Here is a 15,337-nt window from a genome sequence, read left to right on the forward strand (position 1 = left end):
CGCCGTGGTGCAGAGCGTGGCCGACGACGGGTCCACCTCAGTGCTCCGGTCCGTGGACGACGCCGCGCCGGGAACACATCTGCGGGTGCGGCTCGTTGACGGGGCGATCCGTGCCGTCGTGCCCGACGACGACACCCGTGAGCGGAGGTAGGGGTGCCATACCCGGCGCGTGAACCCACGTTCCTCCCGTTGACGGTTGCCACCGCCAGAGCCGCGGCCGACAGCCCCGACCAGTCCGAGCCCACCCGCGGCGCGCGGGTCGTGCAGTACTGCGCCGAGGCCGCGAACTCCGCCGCCGTCGACACCTGGACCGCCATGCTCGCCGGCTGCGACTACCCCGGCCGCCGGGCGTTACCCTCGCGTCTCCACGAACTGACCGAGGCCGCCTCGGTCTATGTGGGGACGCAGTGGTGGTACGGCGACGGTTCGGTGCACCGGCGTCGCGTCGCCGATGCCGAGGACCGCATCGGCGAGGCGGTGCAGGAGGGCGACGGCGCCGAGTTCGCCGAGGCGTTCGTCGGGTACGACCAGGCCGTCGCGGCGGTTGTGGTCCGGGTGCAGAGCCAGATGGGAACCAGCGCGACATGACGGAACCGACGCTCGGCTACGAGGCCGCGCGCGACGAGTTGGCCGAGGTCGTCCGCAAGTTGGAGGCCGGTGGCCTGTCGCTTGAGGACTCGTTGGCGCTGTGGGAGCGCGGCGAGGCACTGGCCAAGGTCTGCGAGGGGCACCTGGCCGGCGCCCGTCAGCGGGTGGAGACGGCGCTGGCGGTCGTCGAGGAGGACGTCGCCGAGAGCTAGGCCCACTTTGACGGTCAGGACTGTTTCGGCAGCGGAGTCGCCGTCTGCACGGCCTGGGCGAGCGTGCGGAAGTCGGCGTCCTTGCCGTTGCCGGAGATCAGCAGCCGGACCCCGCCGACGTTGGCCAGCCACGAGGTCTCGTTGCGCCGGGCCGGGTAGATGGTCCAGCTCACACCCTCGACGTCGATGGTGCCGGTCGCGGCCGGCTCCGACTTCGGATCGTCGGTCTCGGAGGCGATGAGGTCGCGGGCCGCACCCTGCGTCTGGGACAGCCGCAGGTAGTGGCCGCTGGCCGTGAGCCAACCGACGCGGACCACGGGTCGGGCCTGGTCGCCGGCGCCGATGGAGATCGTGTCGGTGGAGTTGGCGCGCCAGCCGGCGGGCAGCTTCGGCTCCCGGACCGGGACGTCCGTGCCGGCCGCGATGCCGGTCAGGGCGGTGTGGACGTCGACCGTCGGCACCGCGCTGGTCTCGATCGTCGGGCCGCCCGGGCTGAACGAGCAGCCGCGGCTGAAGCCCAGCACCGCGGCCACGATCACCAGCAGCGCCGCCAGCGACAGCACCATGTCGCGGGCGGTCTGCGAGCCGCGTCCGGACCGCTGCGGGGTGGGCGTCTGCGAGTCGGGCACCCGGCCATCGTCTCAAGCTGGTCGTACGCGGTCGCACCGGGTGCTGTTTCTCACCGCGGAATCGATCACGGGCCGGTCCCGGGCGGGTGATCTGCGAGGATTTCCGGGTAGTCCTGCCACGAGCAGAACAGGGAGGCCGCCATGACCACCACCGAGCCCCGGCGATCGCCGGAGGCACCCGACCGCAACCTCGCGATGGAACTGGTCCGCGTGACCGAGGCCGCCGCGATGGCCGCCGGCCGATGGGTGGGCAGGGGCGACAAGAACGGCGGCGACGGCGCGGCGGTGGACGCCATGCGCAAGCTCATCGGCACGGTGTCCATGCGCGGCGTCGTCGTGATCGGCGAGGGCGAGAAGGACGAGGCGCCCATGCTGTTCAACGGCGAGGAGGTCGGCAACGGCGACGGGCCCGACTGCGACGTGGCCGTGGACCCGGTCGACGGCACCACGCTGATGAGCAAGGGCATGCCCAACGCCGTGGCCGTGCTGGCGGTCGCCGAGCGCGGCGCGATGTACGACCCGTCGGCCGTGTTCTACATGGAGAAGATCGCCACCGGCCCGGAGGCCGCGGACGTCATCGACCTGACCGCGCCGGTCGCGGAGAACATCCGCCGCGTGGCGCGGGCCAAGCACAGCGACGTCGAGGACGTCACGGTGTGCATCCTGGATCGCGCGCGCCACGAGCAGCTGGTCAAGGAGGTCCGCGAGGCCGGCGCCCGGATCCACTTCATCGCCGACGGCGACGTGGCCGGCGCGATCTCGGCGGCCCGCCCCGGCACCGGCGTCGACCTGTTGCTGGGCATCGGCGGCACGCCCGAGGGCATCATCACGGCGTGCGCCATGAAGTGCATGGGCGGCGAGATCCAGGGGCGGCTGTGGCCGCAGGACGAGGCCGAGCGGCGCAAGGCGCTGGACGCCGGGCACGACCTGACCCGCGTGCTCACCACGGAAGACCTGGTGCGCGGCGACAACGTGTTCTTCTGCGCCACCGGCGTGACCGACGGCAGCCTGGTGCGCGGCGTGCAGTACCGCGCGGGCGGCTGCACCACGCACTCGATCCTGATGCGGTCCAAGTCCGGCACGGTGCGGGTGATCGAGGGCTTCCACCGGCTGACCAAGCTGCGCCAGTACTCCTCCGTGGACTTCGACCGATTGGCCGACGCCGAGGCCCTTCCCCCGCTGCCGTAGCCAACCGGAGTCTCAACCGTTATCAACGGACGGACATCCCGACACAACCCCCGCATACAGTGTCGCGTCGTTGCAGGTGATCGACGTTGTGTTCGGGGATGGCAGGGGAGAACTCCGTGCGGGTGAACAAGATCGTGCTGGCGCTGGCCGCGGTGGGCGCGGCCGGGCTGATGACGGCGTGCTCGACCGGGGTGGACCTCGCGTCCAACGCCTCGCCGGTGAGCACGTCGGCCAGCGCGACCACGACGACCACCACAACGACGACCACCACGGTCGCGCCGACGACCACCACGACTCCCCCACCGACCACGACCACCACCACCACGGTCAAGCCGACCACCACCACGAAGCCCAAGCCGGTAGGCAAGGCGCCGGGCACGCCGTGCCAGGCGACCATGGCGGCCTGCGTGAGCAAGAGCACCGGGCAGGCGTGGCTGATCTACAACGGCGTGGTCACCTACGGGCCGGTGCCGATGATGCCGGGCAAGGCGTCCGAGCCGACCCCGGTCGGCTTCTTCCACGTGGAGTGGAAGGACAAGCACCACAAGAGCAGCGAGTTCAACGACGCGCCGATGGAGAACTCGGTGTTCTTCGCGGCCGGCGGCATCGCCTTCCACGAGGGCAGCCTGACGCGGCCGTCGGCCGGCTGCGTGCACCTGACGCTGGCGGCGTCGGCGAAGTTCTACGCGAACCTGGACGTCGGCGACCCGGTGCAGGTCGTCGCCTGAGTGCGCTTGGTCAACCCTCGTTGCTGGAGTGCCCCGGGAACAGGTGCGCCTCGGGGTTCAGCATCACGGCGAGGTTGTTGACCGCGGTCGCGGCCTCGCCGAAGCCGGTGGCGATCAGCTTGACCTTGCCCGGATACGTGGCGACGTCGCCGGCGGCGTAGACCCGCGGCCGGGCGGTGAGCATCGTCGTGTCGACGGACACGGCGCGGTGGTCCAGCTTCAGGCCCCAGGACTCGATCGGCCCCAGGTCGGCCACGAAGCCCAGCGCGGCGACCGCCGTCTGCGCCGGCAACACCTTGCGGTCGCCGCCCTTGACCTCGATCTCCACCTCGGCGAGCAGCCCGTTGTCGCCGCCGCGCAGCTCGGTGACCTGAGCGTCGGTGATGATCGGCACGCCCAGCTCGCGGACCTTGGTGACGGTCGCCGCGTGCGCCCGGAAGGCCGCGCGGCGGTGCACGAGGGTGACGCTGTTGGCGATGGGGTGCAGCGCGAGCGCCCAGTCGAAGGCGGAGTCGCCGCCGCCGACGATCACCACGTCCTGGCCGAGATGCGCGTCCAGTGACGGCACGAAGTACACGACGCCCTTGCCGACCCAGCCGTCGCCGGCGGGCAGCGGGCGCGGGTTGAACGCCCCCATGCCGGCGGTGATCAGGATCGCGCCGGCGCGGACGGTCGTGCCGTCGGCGAGGCCGACGACGAGGCCGTTGTCGGCGTCCTCGACCGTGCGGGCCTGACGGCCGAGCAGGTAGCGGGGCTTCCACTGGGCGGCCTGCTCGACCAGCGCGTTGATCAGGTCGCGGCCGCGCACCGCCGGGAAGCCGGCGATGTCGAAGATCATCTTCTCCGGGTACATCGCGGAGACCTGGCCGCCGGGCTCGGGCAGCGCGTCCACCAGCGCGGTGGACAGCTCCCGGAAGCCCGCGTAGTAGGCGGCGAACAGGCCCACCGGGCCCGCGCCGACCACCAGGAGATCGACCTCGACGTCGTCCGGAGAACTCATCGCTTGGGCCCCGCTTTCCGCCTGTGGTGGGAGGCAGTGATCGCGAACACGTCCGACTCTAGTGCGGTTCGCGGCGGGGGCGTCAGGACATCTAGGGATTCAGGGGACGAGACTGGGGGGTGCTGCACGCCACGCTGCCCGGTGCCGCTTGTAGGTCCAGACTCGAACTATGGGTGAGCAGCAGTACCGGATCGAGCACGACACGATGGGCGAGGTCAGGGTTCCCGCCGAGGCGCTGTGGCGCGCGCAGACGCAGCGCGCCGTGGAGAACTTCCCGATCTCGGGGCGGGGCCTGGAGCGATCACAGATCCGGGCGTTGGGCCTGCTCAAGGCGGCCGCCGCGACCGTGAACAAGCGGCTCGGCGTGCTGCCCGAGGACATGGCCGACGCGATCGTGGCCGCGGCCAAGGAGGTCGCCGACGGCGCTTGGGACGCGCAGTTCCCGATCGACGTGTTCCAGACCGGCTCGGGCACCTCGTCGAACATGAACGCCAACGAGGTCATCGCCACGCTGGCCACCCGTGCGCTCGGCCGTGACGTGCATCCCAACGACCACGTGAACGCCTCGCAGTCGTCCAACGACACCTTCCCCACGACCATTCACGTCGCGGCCACGGAGGCCGTGGTGCGGGACGTCGTGCCGGCGCTGGAGCACCTGGTCGCCGTGCTGCGCAAGCGGGCCGAGGAGTGGGGCGACCTGGTGAAGTCCGGTCGCACGCACCTGATGGACGCCGTGCCGATCACTCTCGGCCAGGAGGCCGGCGGCTGGGCGTCGCAGGTCGCCTACGGCGTCGAGCGGCTCCAGGCCAGCCTGCCGCGGCTGGGCGAGCTGCCGATCGGCGGCACCGCGGTCGGCACCGGTCTCAACGCGCCGGAGGGTTTCGGCGCCGCGGTGGCGGCGGAACTGGCCTCGTTGACCGGACTTCCGCTGACCGAGGCCCGCGACCACATCGAGGCGCAGGCCAGCCGGGACGGGGTCGTGGAGATCTCCGGCCAGCTCCGCACCGTCGCGGTGTCCCTGTTCAAGATCGCCAACGACCTGCGCTGGCTGGGCTCCGGGCCGCGCACCGGCCTGGCCGAGCTGGCCCTGCCGGACCTCCAGCCGGGCTCGTCGATCATGCCGGGCAAGGTGAACCCGGTGATCTCGGAGGCGACCATGATGGTGGTGGCCCAGGTGATCGGCAACGACGCGGCGGTGGCCTTCGCCGGCACCCAGGGCAACTTCGAGCTGAACGTGATGCTACCGGTGATCGCCCGCAACGTGCTGGAGTCGGCCCGGCTGCTCGCCGCCGTGGCGAGGCTGTTGGCGGACAAGGTGATCGCCGGCGCGGTGCCGGACGCCGACCGCATGCGGGAGTACGCGGAGTCCTCGCCGTCCGTGGTGACCCCGCTCAACCGCTACCTCGGCTACGAGGAGGCGGCGTCGATCGCCAAGCAGGCGTTGAAGGAGCGGCGCACCATTCGCGAGGTCGTGCTGGCCCGCGGACATGTCGACTCGGGCAAGGTCACCGTCGAACAGCTCGACGAGGCTCTGGACGTGCTTCGGATGGCCCGCGGCGGGCGCTGACCCGGCGGCGGTAGAGACCCAGGGTGCAGCCGGCGGCGACGGCGGCTGCACCCACCACCGCCGTGACGGTCAGCGGCTGTGCGTGCAGCAGCACCGAGACGACGAGCCCGGACACGGGCATCAGCCCGACCAGCACGCCCGCGCGGTCCGCCCCGATCCTCGCCACGCACGTGTACCAGCCGGTGAAGGCGACGGCGGTGACGAAGACTCCCAGCACCACCAACGCCGTTCCCTCGGTCGGCGTCGGCAGCCGCCACGCGGCTCCACCGTCCACAATGGTCGCAATGCCGGCGCCCGCGACGGCGGCGACGATGCTGGCCCACGTGGACACCTCCATGGCGCCCAACCGGTTCACCGGACCGATGCCGCACAACGTGAACAGCACCTCGCCCGCCATGCACGCCAGGGCGAGCAGCAGCCCCGGCCCGTGCCACGAGCCGCCGCCGGTGAGCACGGCGACACCCGCGACCACGACCCCCGCGCCGAGGACGGCCGCCATCGCCGGACGTCGCCGGCCCAGCATCGGCACCGCGATCGCGAGCACCAGCGGCGTGCAGCCGACCACGGCCGTGACGAAGCCCGGCGTGGCATAGCGCTCGGCGGCCAGGATGGCCGCGTTGAAGCCGAGCATGCCGGCCACGACCATGCCGAGGATGCCGGCCAGGTCGCGCAGGCCGGGCATCGGCAGTCTGCGGCCGCGCGCCAGCAGCACGCCGAGCAGGATCAGGCCGCCGATCGCGTACCGGACCGCCTGCCCGGACAGCACCGGGTAGCCCTGGAGCAGCCCGGTCACCGGGAAGGACGCGCCGACCAGCAGGATGCTGCCCGCTCCGAACGCGACCGCCCTGATGTCCCCCGTGTTCGCCATGCCCCCAGTCTGCGCTCAACTGGTCCGTGCACCTGCACCACTTGACCCCATAGTTGGCGGACCACTTGGGGAGTTCGCGCAGTCCGTGCGGAGAGTTTCCGCAGTCCGTGCATTTGAGCGTTGGGCCAAGTCGCCATGACTGACCATGGGTTCGGGGCATCTCGGCGACCGGTTCGCGCTCTTGCTTGATGGGGGTGTGGCTGCCATCACACGGCGGCCACCGCACTGGGAGGACTGACATGACCACTTCGACACCGTTGGCACCGCTAGCCACGACACAACCGCCCGTGGCCAACCACCGCGTGCTGGCCATGCTGCGCGCCGTCGCCGCCGGCCGAGCCCAGCTCACATGTAGCGCCGAGCCCGACCTGTTCGTGGACGGCGTCCCTTGCTGCGACCAGTTCACCGCCCACGTGCTCGCGCACGAGGGCCTGGTCCGCGCGGGCCAGCCGGGCACACCCGGCCAGCGCGTGCCGGCCGTGCTGACCAGAGCCGGGCACGCGCTCGTGGCCGGCGGCCGGGCGGCCGCGTGAACACGTGCGAGCCCTAACCGGCGGGTGGTTGTCGGGCATGCTCGACTGGTGAGCCCAGTCGACCGACCACCGCCCGGCGGCGGACCGCCGTATTCATGACCACGAACACGACAGCGTCCACCCGTGAACTGCTGCTCCCCGCCGTCTCGGCCGAACCCGTACGCACCCGCGGCCGAGCCCTCGAGTCGGCACTGCGTGAGGCGATCCGAACCGGCCGACTGCGACCAGGCGCCCGGCTGCCGTCCAGCCGCGACCTCGCCGGCCAGCTCGGGCTGGCCCGAGGCACCGTCACCGCCGGATACGCCCAGCTGATCGCCGAGGGCTACCTGGTCGCCCGGCACGGCTCCGGCACCATGGTCGCCGACACCGAGTGCGGCGCCGCACCGACGACATCCGACCCGACCCGGCCGGTCCGCTGGCGCTACGACCTGCGTCCCGGCATTCCGGCGCTGGGGGCGTTCCCCCGCGCCGAGTGGGTCACGGCGACCAAGGCAGGCCTGGCCGAGTTGCCCGACGACGCGCTGGGCTACCCCGACTACGCGGGACTGCCCGCACTCCGGTCCGAGCTGGCCGGCTACCTGGGCCGGGTCCGCGCCGTCGCGGCCGACGCCGCCGAACATCGTGGTTCACCCCACGGCGTCGCCGAAGGCATGGGCCTGGATGTCTCACACTTATCGCATTCGAACTAGGCTCTGTGTTTTAGTCGATTAGGCCGGGGGCCGACCTGGCCGCGACCGGCTGCCGCGTCGTGCAGGTCACCTCGGCGCACCAGTTCCCGCTCGGCGTCGTGCTGCACCCCCAGCGCCGGCGGGCACTGGTCGCGTGGGCACGTGAGCGTGACGGCTTGATCCTGGAGGACGACTACGACGCCGAGCACCGGTATGACCGGCACGCCATGGGCGCGGTGCAGGCACTGGACCCGACGCGGGTCGCCTACCTCGGCAGCGTCAGCAAGGTGCTGTCGCCGGCACTGCGCATTGGCTGGCTCATCGCGCCGCCCGCGCTGCGCCCGGCCGTCATCGACGCCAAGCACTACAACGACCTCGGCGGCAGTCCGCTCCCCCAGGCCGCCCTCACCCACCTGCTCCGGACGGGTGGGTACGAACGGCACCTGCGGCGGACCAGGGCGCTCTACCGCCGTCGTCGGGACGCGTTGCTCGCAGCGGTCGCGGAACGGCTGCCCTCATGGCAGGCCGTCGGTGTGGCGGCGGGACTGCATGTGGTGCTGCGGCTGCCGGACGGAACCGATGACCGGGCGCTGCAGCGGGCACTCGCCGTGAGCGGGGTCAACGCGTTCGCACTGTCCGGGTACGTCCCGAGTGGACAGACAGCGCCCTACCCGGGTCTGGTCGTCGGCTACGCGTCGCTCGGGCCGGATCGGCTCCGGTCGGCCGTGGCGTTGATCGCCGAATTAGCATCCTGAACACGATGCGCCGCGAGTCCGCGCCGGTGCCTGGAGCGGTTGCTGGATTTTTGAGGGCCGCCGCCCGACGCGCCCCACCACGCAGCCGACGCGGCCCTCGAAAATCCAGCAAGTGAAGGCACCGGTCACGAGCGGACTCGCCCCGCGCGGGACGCGCGGCGAAGATACAGCCATGCGCTTCGCCGAAGTCGTGTCGACATCAGCAGCCGTGGCCGAAACGAGGTCACGGCTGGCGAAGGTGGCCGCTCTCAGCGAGCTGCTCCGGCAGCTCGACGATCCTCGCGAGGTCGAGGCGGCCACCGCGTTCCTGGTCGGCCTGCCCAGGCAGGGCAAGGTCGGCGCGGGCTGGCGCACGCTGGTCTCGATCGAGGTGCCGGCCGCGGCCGAGCCGGACCTGTCCATCCTGGACGTGGACGACCTGCTCACTCAGGTCGCCGCGACCAGCGGCAAGGGATCGACCCAGCGCCGCACGGAGCTGTTGACCGCCGCGCTGGCCCGTGCGACCGCGCCGGAGCAGGACTTCCTGCTCCGGCTGCTCACCGGCGAACTCCGGCAGGGCGCACTGGAAGGGGTGATGACGGACGCGGTCGCCGCCGCGTTCGACGTGCCGGTGGCCGAGGTCCGCCGGGCGTTCATGCTCAGCGGCCGGCTGCACACCACGGCCGAGCAGGCGAGATCCGGTGGCGCGGCGGCACTTGCCGCGTTCGGGCTGGAGGTCGGCCGGCCGATCCGGCCCATGCTGGCCTCGCCGGCCGAGTCACTGGAGTCGGCGCTGGCCGAGCTGGGCGAGGTCACCGTCGAGTACAAGCTCGACGGGGCACGAATTCAGGTGCACCGCAACGGATCCGAGGTGCACGTCTACACCAGGACACTGCGCGAGATCACCGCGAGCGTGCCCGAACTCGTGGAGCAGGTCCGCGGCCTGCCCTGCGAGTCGGTCGTGCTCGACGGCGAGACGCTCGCGCTCAACGACGACGGCCGCCCGCGTCCGTTCCAGGAGACGATGAGCAGGTTCGGCGCGACGAGCTCCCGGGAGCTGTTGCTGCACCCCTACTACTTCGACTGCCTGCACCTGGACGGCGACGACCTGCTCGACCTCCCCCTGCGCGACCGGTTGGCCGCGTTGGAACGGGTCGCCGGGCCGTTCCGCATCCCGGGTGCGGTGGAACCGGACGCCGAGCGGGCCGCGGAGATCGCCTCGGCGGCGCACGCCGCCGGGCACGAGGGAGTGATGGTCAAGGCGCTGGATTCGGTGTACGCGGCCGGCCGGCGCGGCAAGTCGTGGCAGAAGGTCAAGCCGGTGCACACCCTGGACCTCGTCGTGCTGGCCGCGGAATGGGGGCACGGCCGTCGCCGTGGCTACCTGTCCAACCTGCACCTCGGCGCCCGGGATCCGGACGGCGGCCCGCCGGTGATGGTGGGCAAGACCTTCAAGGGCCTCACCGACGAGCTGCTGGCCTGGCAGACCAAGGCGTTCCAGGAGATCGCGGTCGATGCCGGCGAGTGGGTCGTGCATGTGCGGCCCGAGATCGTCGTGGAGATCGAGTTGGACGGGGTGCAGGTCAGCCCGCGCTATCCGGGCGGTGTGGCGCTCCGGTTCGCGCGGGTCCTGCGCTACCGGCCGGACAAGGAGGTCAGCGAGGCCGACACCATCGATCAGGTCAGAGCGCTGCTGCCGGGCTGATGGACCCGTAGTCTGGAGTCTCGTGCGCTTCCTTGACGGGCATGAGACCCAGTACGACCTCACCTACGACGACATCTTCGTCGTCCCGGGCCGATCCACCGTGGAGTCGCGGTTCGACGTCGACCTCGCGACCTCCGACGGCACCGGCGCCACGATTCCCATCGTGGTGGCCAACATGACCGCGGTGGCCGGTCGCCGCATGGCCGAGACGGTCGCCCGCCGGGGCGGTCTGGTGGTGCTGCCACAGGACGTGGCCCCGGACGCGGTCGCCGAGATCACCGCCTGGGTGAAGGCCCGGCACACGGTCTGGGACACCCCGCTCGTGCTGCGGGCCGGCGACGCGGTCGCGGACGCCGTCAACCTGCTGCCGAAGCGGGCCCATGGGGCCGTGGTCGTGGTCGACCCCGAAGGTCGGCCGCTGGGCGTGGTCGACGAGGCCGCGTGCCACGGGGTGGACCGGTTCACGCGGGTCGGCGAGGTGGCCAACCCGGACGTGGTGACGCTGCCGATGGACACCGCGCCGCGGGAGGTCTTCGACCGCCTGCACGGGCGGTCCACCAAGGTGGCGCTGGGTGTGGACGGCGACGGCCGGCTGGCCGGCGTGCTGACCGAGGTCGGGGCGCTGCGGGCGGAGATCTACGCGCCCGCGGTGGACGCCGGCGGGCGGCTGCGGGTCGCGGCCGCGACCGGGGTGAACGGCGACGTCGCCGCTCGGGCGGCCGAGCTGCTCGACGCCGGGGTGGACGTGCTGGTCGTGGACACCGCGCACGGGCACCAGGAGAAGATGCTCGGCGCGCTGCAGGCCGTGCGCAAGCTCGACCTGGGCTCGGTGCCGGTGGTCGCGGGCAACGTGGTCACCGCGGCCGGTGTGCGGGACCTGGTGGACGCCGGGGCCGACGTGATCAAGGTCGGTGTCGGGCCGGGCGCCATGTGCACCACGCGGATGATGACCGGCGTCGGCCGGCCGCAGTTCTCCGCCGTGGCCGAGTGCGCCGCGCAGGCTCGCGCGCTGGGCAAGCACGTGTGGGCCGACGGCGGCGTGCGGCACCCTCGGGACGTGGCGCTCGCGCTCGCCGCCGGGGCGTCCAGCGTGATGGTCGGGTCGTGGTTCGCCGGCACCTACGAGTCGCCCGGCGACCTCCAGCGTGACGAGGCCGGCCGGCCCTACAAGGAGTCGTTCGGCATGGCCTCCAAGCGGGCCGTCGGCGCGCGCACGCGTGGCGACAACGCCTTCGACCGGGCGCGCAAGGGGCTGTTCGAGGAGGGCATCTCGACCTCGCGCATGCAGCTCGACCCGCAGCGCCCGGGCGTCGAGGACCTGCTCGACTCGATCTGCGCCGGTGTGCGGTCCTCGTGCACCTACGCGGGCGCGCACGACCTGGAGCAGTTCCACGACCGCGTGGTGTTGGGTGTGCAGTCCGCCGCCGGCTTCGCCGAGGGACGGCCCCTGCCCGGCGGTTGGTGAGCGGTGTGGTGCCGGGGGGCGTCTTCGGGTGGTGCGGCCCGGCGGCGTCTTCGGGCGGCCGTGCGACCTCATCGGGCAGAGATCGGCCGCCGGCAAAGAAATGGGTTGCTCCCATTAACCAGCGGCCTTAGGGTTGCGCCGTGACTGACGCGGTCGTGGTCGAAGAGCTGGTCAAGCGGTACGGGAAGAGTCCGCAGCCGGCCGTGGACGGCCTGGGTTTCCGGGTGCGTGCCGGCGAGGTGTTCGGTCTGCTCGGCCCGAACGGGGCGGGCAAGACGACGACGGTCGGGGTGCTCACGACGCGGGTGCTGCCGACGAGCGGACGAGCCCTGGTGCAGGGCGTGGACGTGGTGGCGGATCCGCAGCGGGCACGGCAGGTGCTGGCGGTGGTGCCGCAGCGCAACAATCTGGACCGGTCGCTGAACGTGAAGCAGAACCTGCTGTTCCACGCCGCCTATCACGGGGTGGCGCGGGCGGAGCGGACGAAGCTCGCGGACGAGATCCTGGAGCGGATGGGGCTGACGGGCCACGCGAAGGCGGCGATCGACACGCTGTCGGGCGGGCAGGCGCAGCGGGTGATGATCGCCCGCGCCCTCATGCACCGGCCCAAGGTGATGTTCCTGGACGAGCCGTCGACGGGGCTGGACCCGCAGGCCCGGCTGTTCGTGCACGACCGGGTGGCGCAGCTGCGGGCGGAGGGCGTCACGGTCGTGCTGACCACGCACGACATGGACGAGGCGGCCAAGCTGTGCGACCGGGTCGGCATCGTCGACCACGGGAAGCTGCTGGCACTGGACACCCCGACGGAGCTGACCAAGTCGTTGCCGGGGCGCACGACCGTCACGTTCACGGTGGAGCTCGGCGGAGTCGCGAGTGCTGAGGTCGCGGCGAAGTTGTCCGCTGTGGACGGTGTGGAGCGCGTGGAGCAGATCGCCGCGGCCAACGGAGGTTTCGCCGGCAGCGCGCCACCTTGGGCGGGCATGGGCGGCGGAGGCGGACCGGCCGGCGCCGGCAAAGCCTCAGGCGACGGGGCGGCCGAGCCGGAGGCCAATCAGTTCCGGCTGTACTCGGACTTCGAGGCGGCCGCGGTGTTGCCGTCGGCGCTGAGCGCGCTGGGGGAACTGGGCTGCGAGGTCAGTGATCTGGCGCTGGGCAAGCCGAGCCTGGAAGACGTGTTCATCCATCTGACGGGAAGGGAACTCCGGTGACGGCCCTGCGCACGTTCAACGCCGTCCTCGGGCGGGACGTCTTCGTCACCGGGCGGGAGCTGCCGAGCTTCCTGGCCCAGGTGATCATCCAGCCGTTCTTCACGCTCTTCATCTTCGGCAAGGTGCTGTCGCAGATCGGCTACGTGCAGGGCAACTTCGCGGAGGTGCTGCTGCCGGGGGTGGTGGCGCTCAACGGGTTCCTCGGCGCGCTGCAGAACACGACGCTGCCGCTGGTGCTGGACTTCTCGTGGACGCGGGAGATCGAGGACCGGCTGCTGGCGCCGATGCCGATCGCCATGGTGGCGGTGGAGAAGATGGTGTTCGGGGCGCTGCGCGGGCTGCTGGCGGCGGTGCTGATGATCCCGATCGGCTTCGCCATCCTGGGCCTGACCTGGCCGCTGTCCAGCCTGCCGCTGGTGCTGGTGGTGCTGATCCTCGGCTCGCTGGCCGGCGCGGCGATCGGCATGGTGGTGGGCACCTCGGTGCCGCCGCGGCGGATCAACATCATGTTCGCGGTCATCCTGACGCCGCTGATGTTCACGGGCTCGACGCAGTTCCCGTGGTCGTCGCTGAACAACGACCTGTTGTGGTTCAAGGTGGTCTGCGCGCTCAACCCGCTGACCTACGCCAGCGAGGCGATGCGGGCGGTGCTGCTGCCGAACGGCCAGAGCATCGCACTGTGGGTGTCGCTGCTGGTGATGGTGGGGGCGATCGGACTGTTCGGCGCGATCGGGGTGCGGGGCTTCATGCGCCGCGCGCTGGACTGACCGACGACGAACGATGGTCGCGGCGGCTTCAGGACCGGCGATCTCAGCGCGAAGGGCCGGGATGCTGAGGCATCCCGGCCCTTCGCGCTGAGAAACCTCAGCTGGCGTAGTCCTCCAACATCTCGGTCACCAGGGCCGCGATCGGCGAACGCTCCGAGCGGGTCAGGGTGACGTGGGCGAAGAGGGGATGGCCCTTGAGCTTCTCGATGACGGCGGCGACGCCGTCGTGCCGGCCGACCCGCAGGTTGTCGCGCTGGGCCACGTCGTGGGTGAGCACGACGCGGGAGTTGGCTCCCAGCCGGGACAGCACAGTGAGCAGGACGTTGCGCTCCAACGACTGGGCCTCGTCGACGATGACGTAGGAGTCGTGCAGCGACCGGCCTCGGATGTGGGTGAGGGGCAGGACCTCGAGCATGCCGCGGTCCATCACCTCATCGAGGATGTCCTGGCTGGCCAGGGCGCCGAGGGTGTCGAAGACGGCCTGGGCCCACGGCGCCATCTTCTCGCTCTCGGAACCGGGCAGGTAGCCGAGTTCCTGCCCGCCGACGGCGTACACGGGCCGGAAGACGACGACCTTGCGGTGCTGGCGGCGCTCCATGACGGCCTCAAGGCCGGCGCAGAGGGCGAGAGCCGACTTGCCGGTGCCGGCCCGGCCGCCCAGGGACACGATGCCGACCTCGGGGTCGAGCAACAGGTCCAGGGCGATGCGCTGCTCGGCGGACCGCCCGTGCAGGCCGAAGGCCTCGCGGTCGCCACGGACCAGCCGGATCTGCTTGTCGGGGGTGACCCGGCCCAGGGCCGAGGCCGATCCGGACAGCAGCCGGAGGCCGGTGTGGCACGGCATGTCGGCGGCGTCGCCGAGATCGAACAGCGCCGGCTCGACGCTGCCCTCCTTGTACAGGGTGTCGATGACCTCCTGGTCGACCTCCATGTCCGCCATGCCGGTCCAGCCGGACGGGGTGACGTCCTGGGCCCGGTACTCGTCGGCGTCGAGGCCGCACGCGCCGGCCTTGACCCGAAGCGGCATGTCCTTGGTCACGAGCGTCACCGCGAGCCCGTCGGCCTTGAGGTTCAGGGCGCAGGCGAGGATGCGGGCGTCGTTGGAGTCGGTGCGGAAGCCGGCGGGCAGCACCTCCGGGTCGGTGTGGTTGAGCTCGACGTGCAGAGTGCCGCCCTGGTCGCCGATCGGGACCGGGGAGTCCAGCCTTCCGTGCTGCAGGCGGAGCTCGTCGAGGAGGCGGAGCGCCTCCCGGGCGAACCAGCCCAGCTCGGGGTGGTTGCGCTTGCCCTCCAATTCAGAGATCACCACGAGCGGCAGCACGACCGAGTGCTCGGCGAACCTGGTCAGCGCCCACGGATCGGACAGCAGGACCGAGGTGTCGAGCACGAAGGTGGGGGCTGTGCGCCTTTTCGCGGCACTACGGGCAGAGCCTGAGGAACGGCTGGCGGGACGTCGTGCAGTCACGGCAACTCCCTC

General features: G+C 71.6%; 16 protein-coding genes. 12 read left to right on the forward strand and 4 right to left on the reverse strand.

Annotation, left to right across the window (positions count from 1 at the left end):
• Positions 1-189 precede the first annotated feature (189 nt).
• Together KUTG_RS22020 and KUTG_RS22025 are read left to right on the forward strand one after the other, a co-directional pair.
• Positions 190-588 carry a sugar ABC transporter substrate-binding protein gene (locus KUTG_RS22020; protein ID WP_232240889.1) on the forward strand — a complete coding sequence of 133 codons (399 nt, stop codon included), beginning with the start codon at positions 190-192 and terminating at the stop codon, positions 586-588.
• A complete protein-coding gene (locus KUTG_RS22025; protein ID WP_043719195.1) occupies positions 585-800 on the forward strand; it encodes an exodeoxyribonuclease VII small subunit in 216 nt (71 codons plus the stop codon). The genes KUTG_RS22020 and KUTG_RS22025 overlap by 4 nt, the downstream gene beginning before the upstream one ends.
• 14 nt (positions 801-814) lie before the next feature.
• Here the strand turns inward: KUTG_RS22025 and KUTG_RS22030 are convergent, their stop codons facing one another.
• Positions 815-1,429, reverse strand: a complete 615-nt coding sequence (locus KUTG_RS22030) for a DUF4245 domain-containing protein (protein ID WP_052395204.1) — start codon at positions 1,427-1,429, stop codon at positions 815-817.
• Positions 1,430-1,570: 141 nt separating this feature from the next.
• On the opposite strand from KUTG_RS22030, the gene glpX reads away from it, so the two are divergent.
• Positions 1,571-2,617 (forward strand): class II fructose-bisphosphatase, encoded by a 1,047-nt coding sequence (gene glpX, locus KUTG_RS22035; protein WP_043719201.1) that lies wholly within the window; start codon positions 1,571-1,573, stop codon positions 2,615-2,617.
• Positions 2,618-2,733: 116 nt separating this feature from the next.
• Positions 2,734-3,345: a L,D-transpeptidase gene (locus KUTG_RS55380; protein ID WP_232240890.1), complete on the forward strand. Its 612-nt coding sequence runs from the start codon at positions 2,734-2,736 to the stop codon at positions 3,343-3,345.
• A 10-nt stretch (positions 3,346-3,355) separates the two neighbouring features.
• Here KUTG_RS55380 and KUTG_RS22045 read toward each other — a convergent pair whose 3' ends face one another.
• Positions 3,356-4,345 carry an NAD(P)/FAD-dependent oxidoreductase gene (locus KUTG_RS22045; RefSeq protein WP_043719206.1) on the reverse strand — a complete coding sequence of 330 codons (990 nt, stop codon included), beginning with the start codon at positions 4,343-4,345 and terminating at the stop codon, positions 3,356-3,358.
• Between the two features lie 169 nt (positions 4,346-4,514).
• Here KUTG_RS22045 and KUTG_RS22050 point away from each other — a divergent pair, with 169 nt between their 5' ends.
• A complete protein-coding gene (locus KUTG_RS22050) occupies positions 4,515-5,912 on the forward strand; it encodes a class II fumarate hydratase (protein WP_043719208.1) in 1,398 nt (465 codons plus the stop codon).
• Here KUTG_RS22050 and KUTG_RS22055 read toward each other — a convergent pair.
• On the reverse strand, positions 5,851-6,780 hold the full coding sequence (locus KUTG_RS22055) for a DMT family transporter (protein WP_052395210.1): 930 nt from the start codon (positions 6,778-6,780) through the stop codon (positions 5,851-5,853). The genes KUTG_RS22050 and KUTG_RS22055 overlap by 62 nt on opposite strands.
• 239 nt (positions 6,781-7,019) lie before the next feature.
• Here KUTG_RS22055 and KUTG_RS22060 point away from each other — a divergent pair, with 239 nt between their 5' ends.
• The 7 genes from KUTG_RS22060 (at position 7,020) to KUTG_RS22085 (ending at position 13,860) form a co-directional block, all read left to right on the forward strand.
• Positions 7,020-7,313 carry a hypothetical protein gene (locus tag KUTG_RS22060; RefSeq protein WP_052395213.1) on the forward strand — a complete coding sequence of 98 codons (294 nt, stop codon included), beginning with the start codon at positions 7,020-7,022 and terminating at the stop codon, positions 7,311-7,313.
• 95 nt (positions 7,314-7,408) lie between these two features.
• Positions 7,409-8,002 (forward strand): GntR family transcriptional regulator, encoded by a 594-nt coding sequence (locus tag KUTG_RS63805; RefSeq protein ID WP_232240891.1) that lies wholly within the window; start codon positions 7,409-7,411, stop codon positions 8,000-8,002.
• A gap of 59 nt (positions 8,003-8,061) precedes the next feature.
• Positions 8,062-8,736: an aminotransferase-like domain-containing protein gene (locus KUTG_RS63810; protein WP_232240892.1), complete on the forward strand. Its 675-nt coding sequence runs from the start codon at positions 8,062-8,064 to the stop codon at positions 8,734-8,736.
• A 172-nt stretch (positions 8,737-8,908) separates the two neighbouring features.
• Positions 8,909-10,420 (forward strand): ATP-dependent DNA ligase, encoded by a 1,512-nt coding sequence (locus tag KUTG_RS22070; RefSeq protein WP_043719210.1) that lies wholly within the window; start codon positions 8,909-8,911, stop codon positions 10,418-10,420.
• 22 nt (positions 10,421-10,442) lie between these two features.
• A complete protein-coding gene (locus tag KUTG_RS22075; RefSeq protein WP_043719211.1) occupies positions 10,443-11,885 on the forward strand; it encodes a GuaB1 family IMP dehydrogenase-related protein in 1,443 nt (480 codons plus the stop codon).
• A 140-nt stretch (positions 11,886-12,025) separates the two neighbouring features.
• On the forward strand, positions 12,026-13,093 hold the full coding sequence (locus KUTG_RS22080) for an ABC transporter ATP-binding protein (protein WP_043719212.1): 1,068 nt from the start codon (positions 12,026-12,028) through the stop codon (positions 13,091-13,093).
• Positions 13,090-13,860 (forward strand): ABC transporter permease, encoded by a 771-nt coding sequence (locus tag KUTG_RS22085; RefSeq protein WP_043719213.1) that lies wholly within the window; start codon positions 13,090-13,092, stop codon positions 13,858-13,860. Before KUTG_RS22080 ends, KUTG_RS22085 begins: the two co-directional genes overlap by 4 nt.
• A gap of 97 nt (positions 13,861-13,957) precedes the next feature.
• On the opposite strand, the gene KUTG_RS22090 is transcribed toward KUTG_RS22085, so the two are convergent.
• Positions 13,958-15,247 carry a PhoH family protein gene (locus KUTG_RS22090; protein ID WP_043719214.1) on the reverse strand — a complete coding sequence of 430 codons (1,290 nt, stop codon included), beginning with the start codon at positions 15,245-15,247 and terminating at the stop codon, positions 13,958-13,960.
• Positions 15,248-15,337 lie beyond the last annotated feature (90 nt).

It is taken from the genome of Kutzneria sp. 744, assembly GCF_000568255.1.
Classification (GTDB): domain Bacteria; phylum Actinomycetota; class Actinomycetes; order Mycobacteriales; family Pseudonocardiaceae; genus Kutzneria.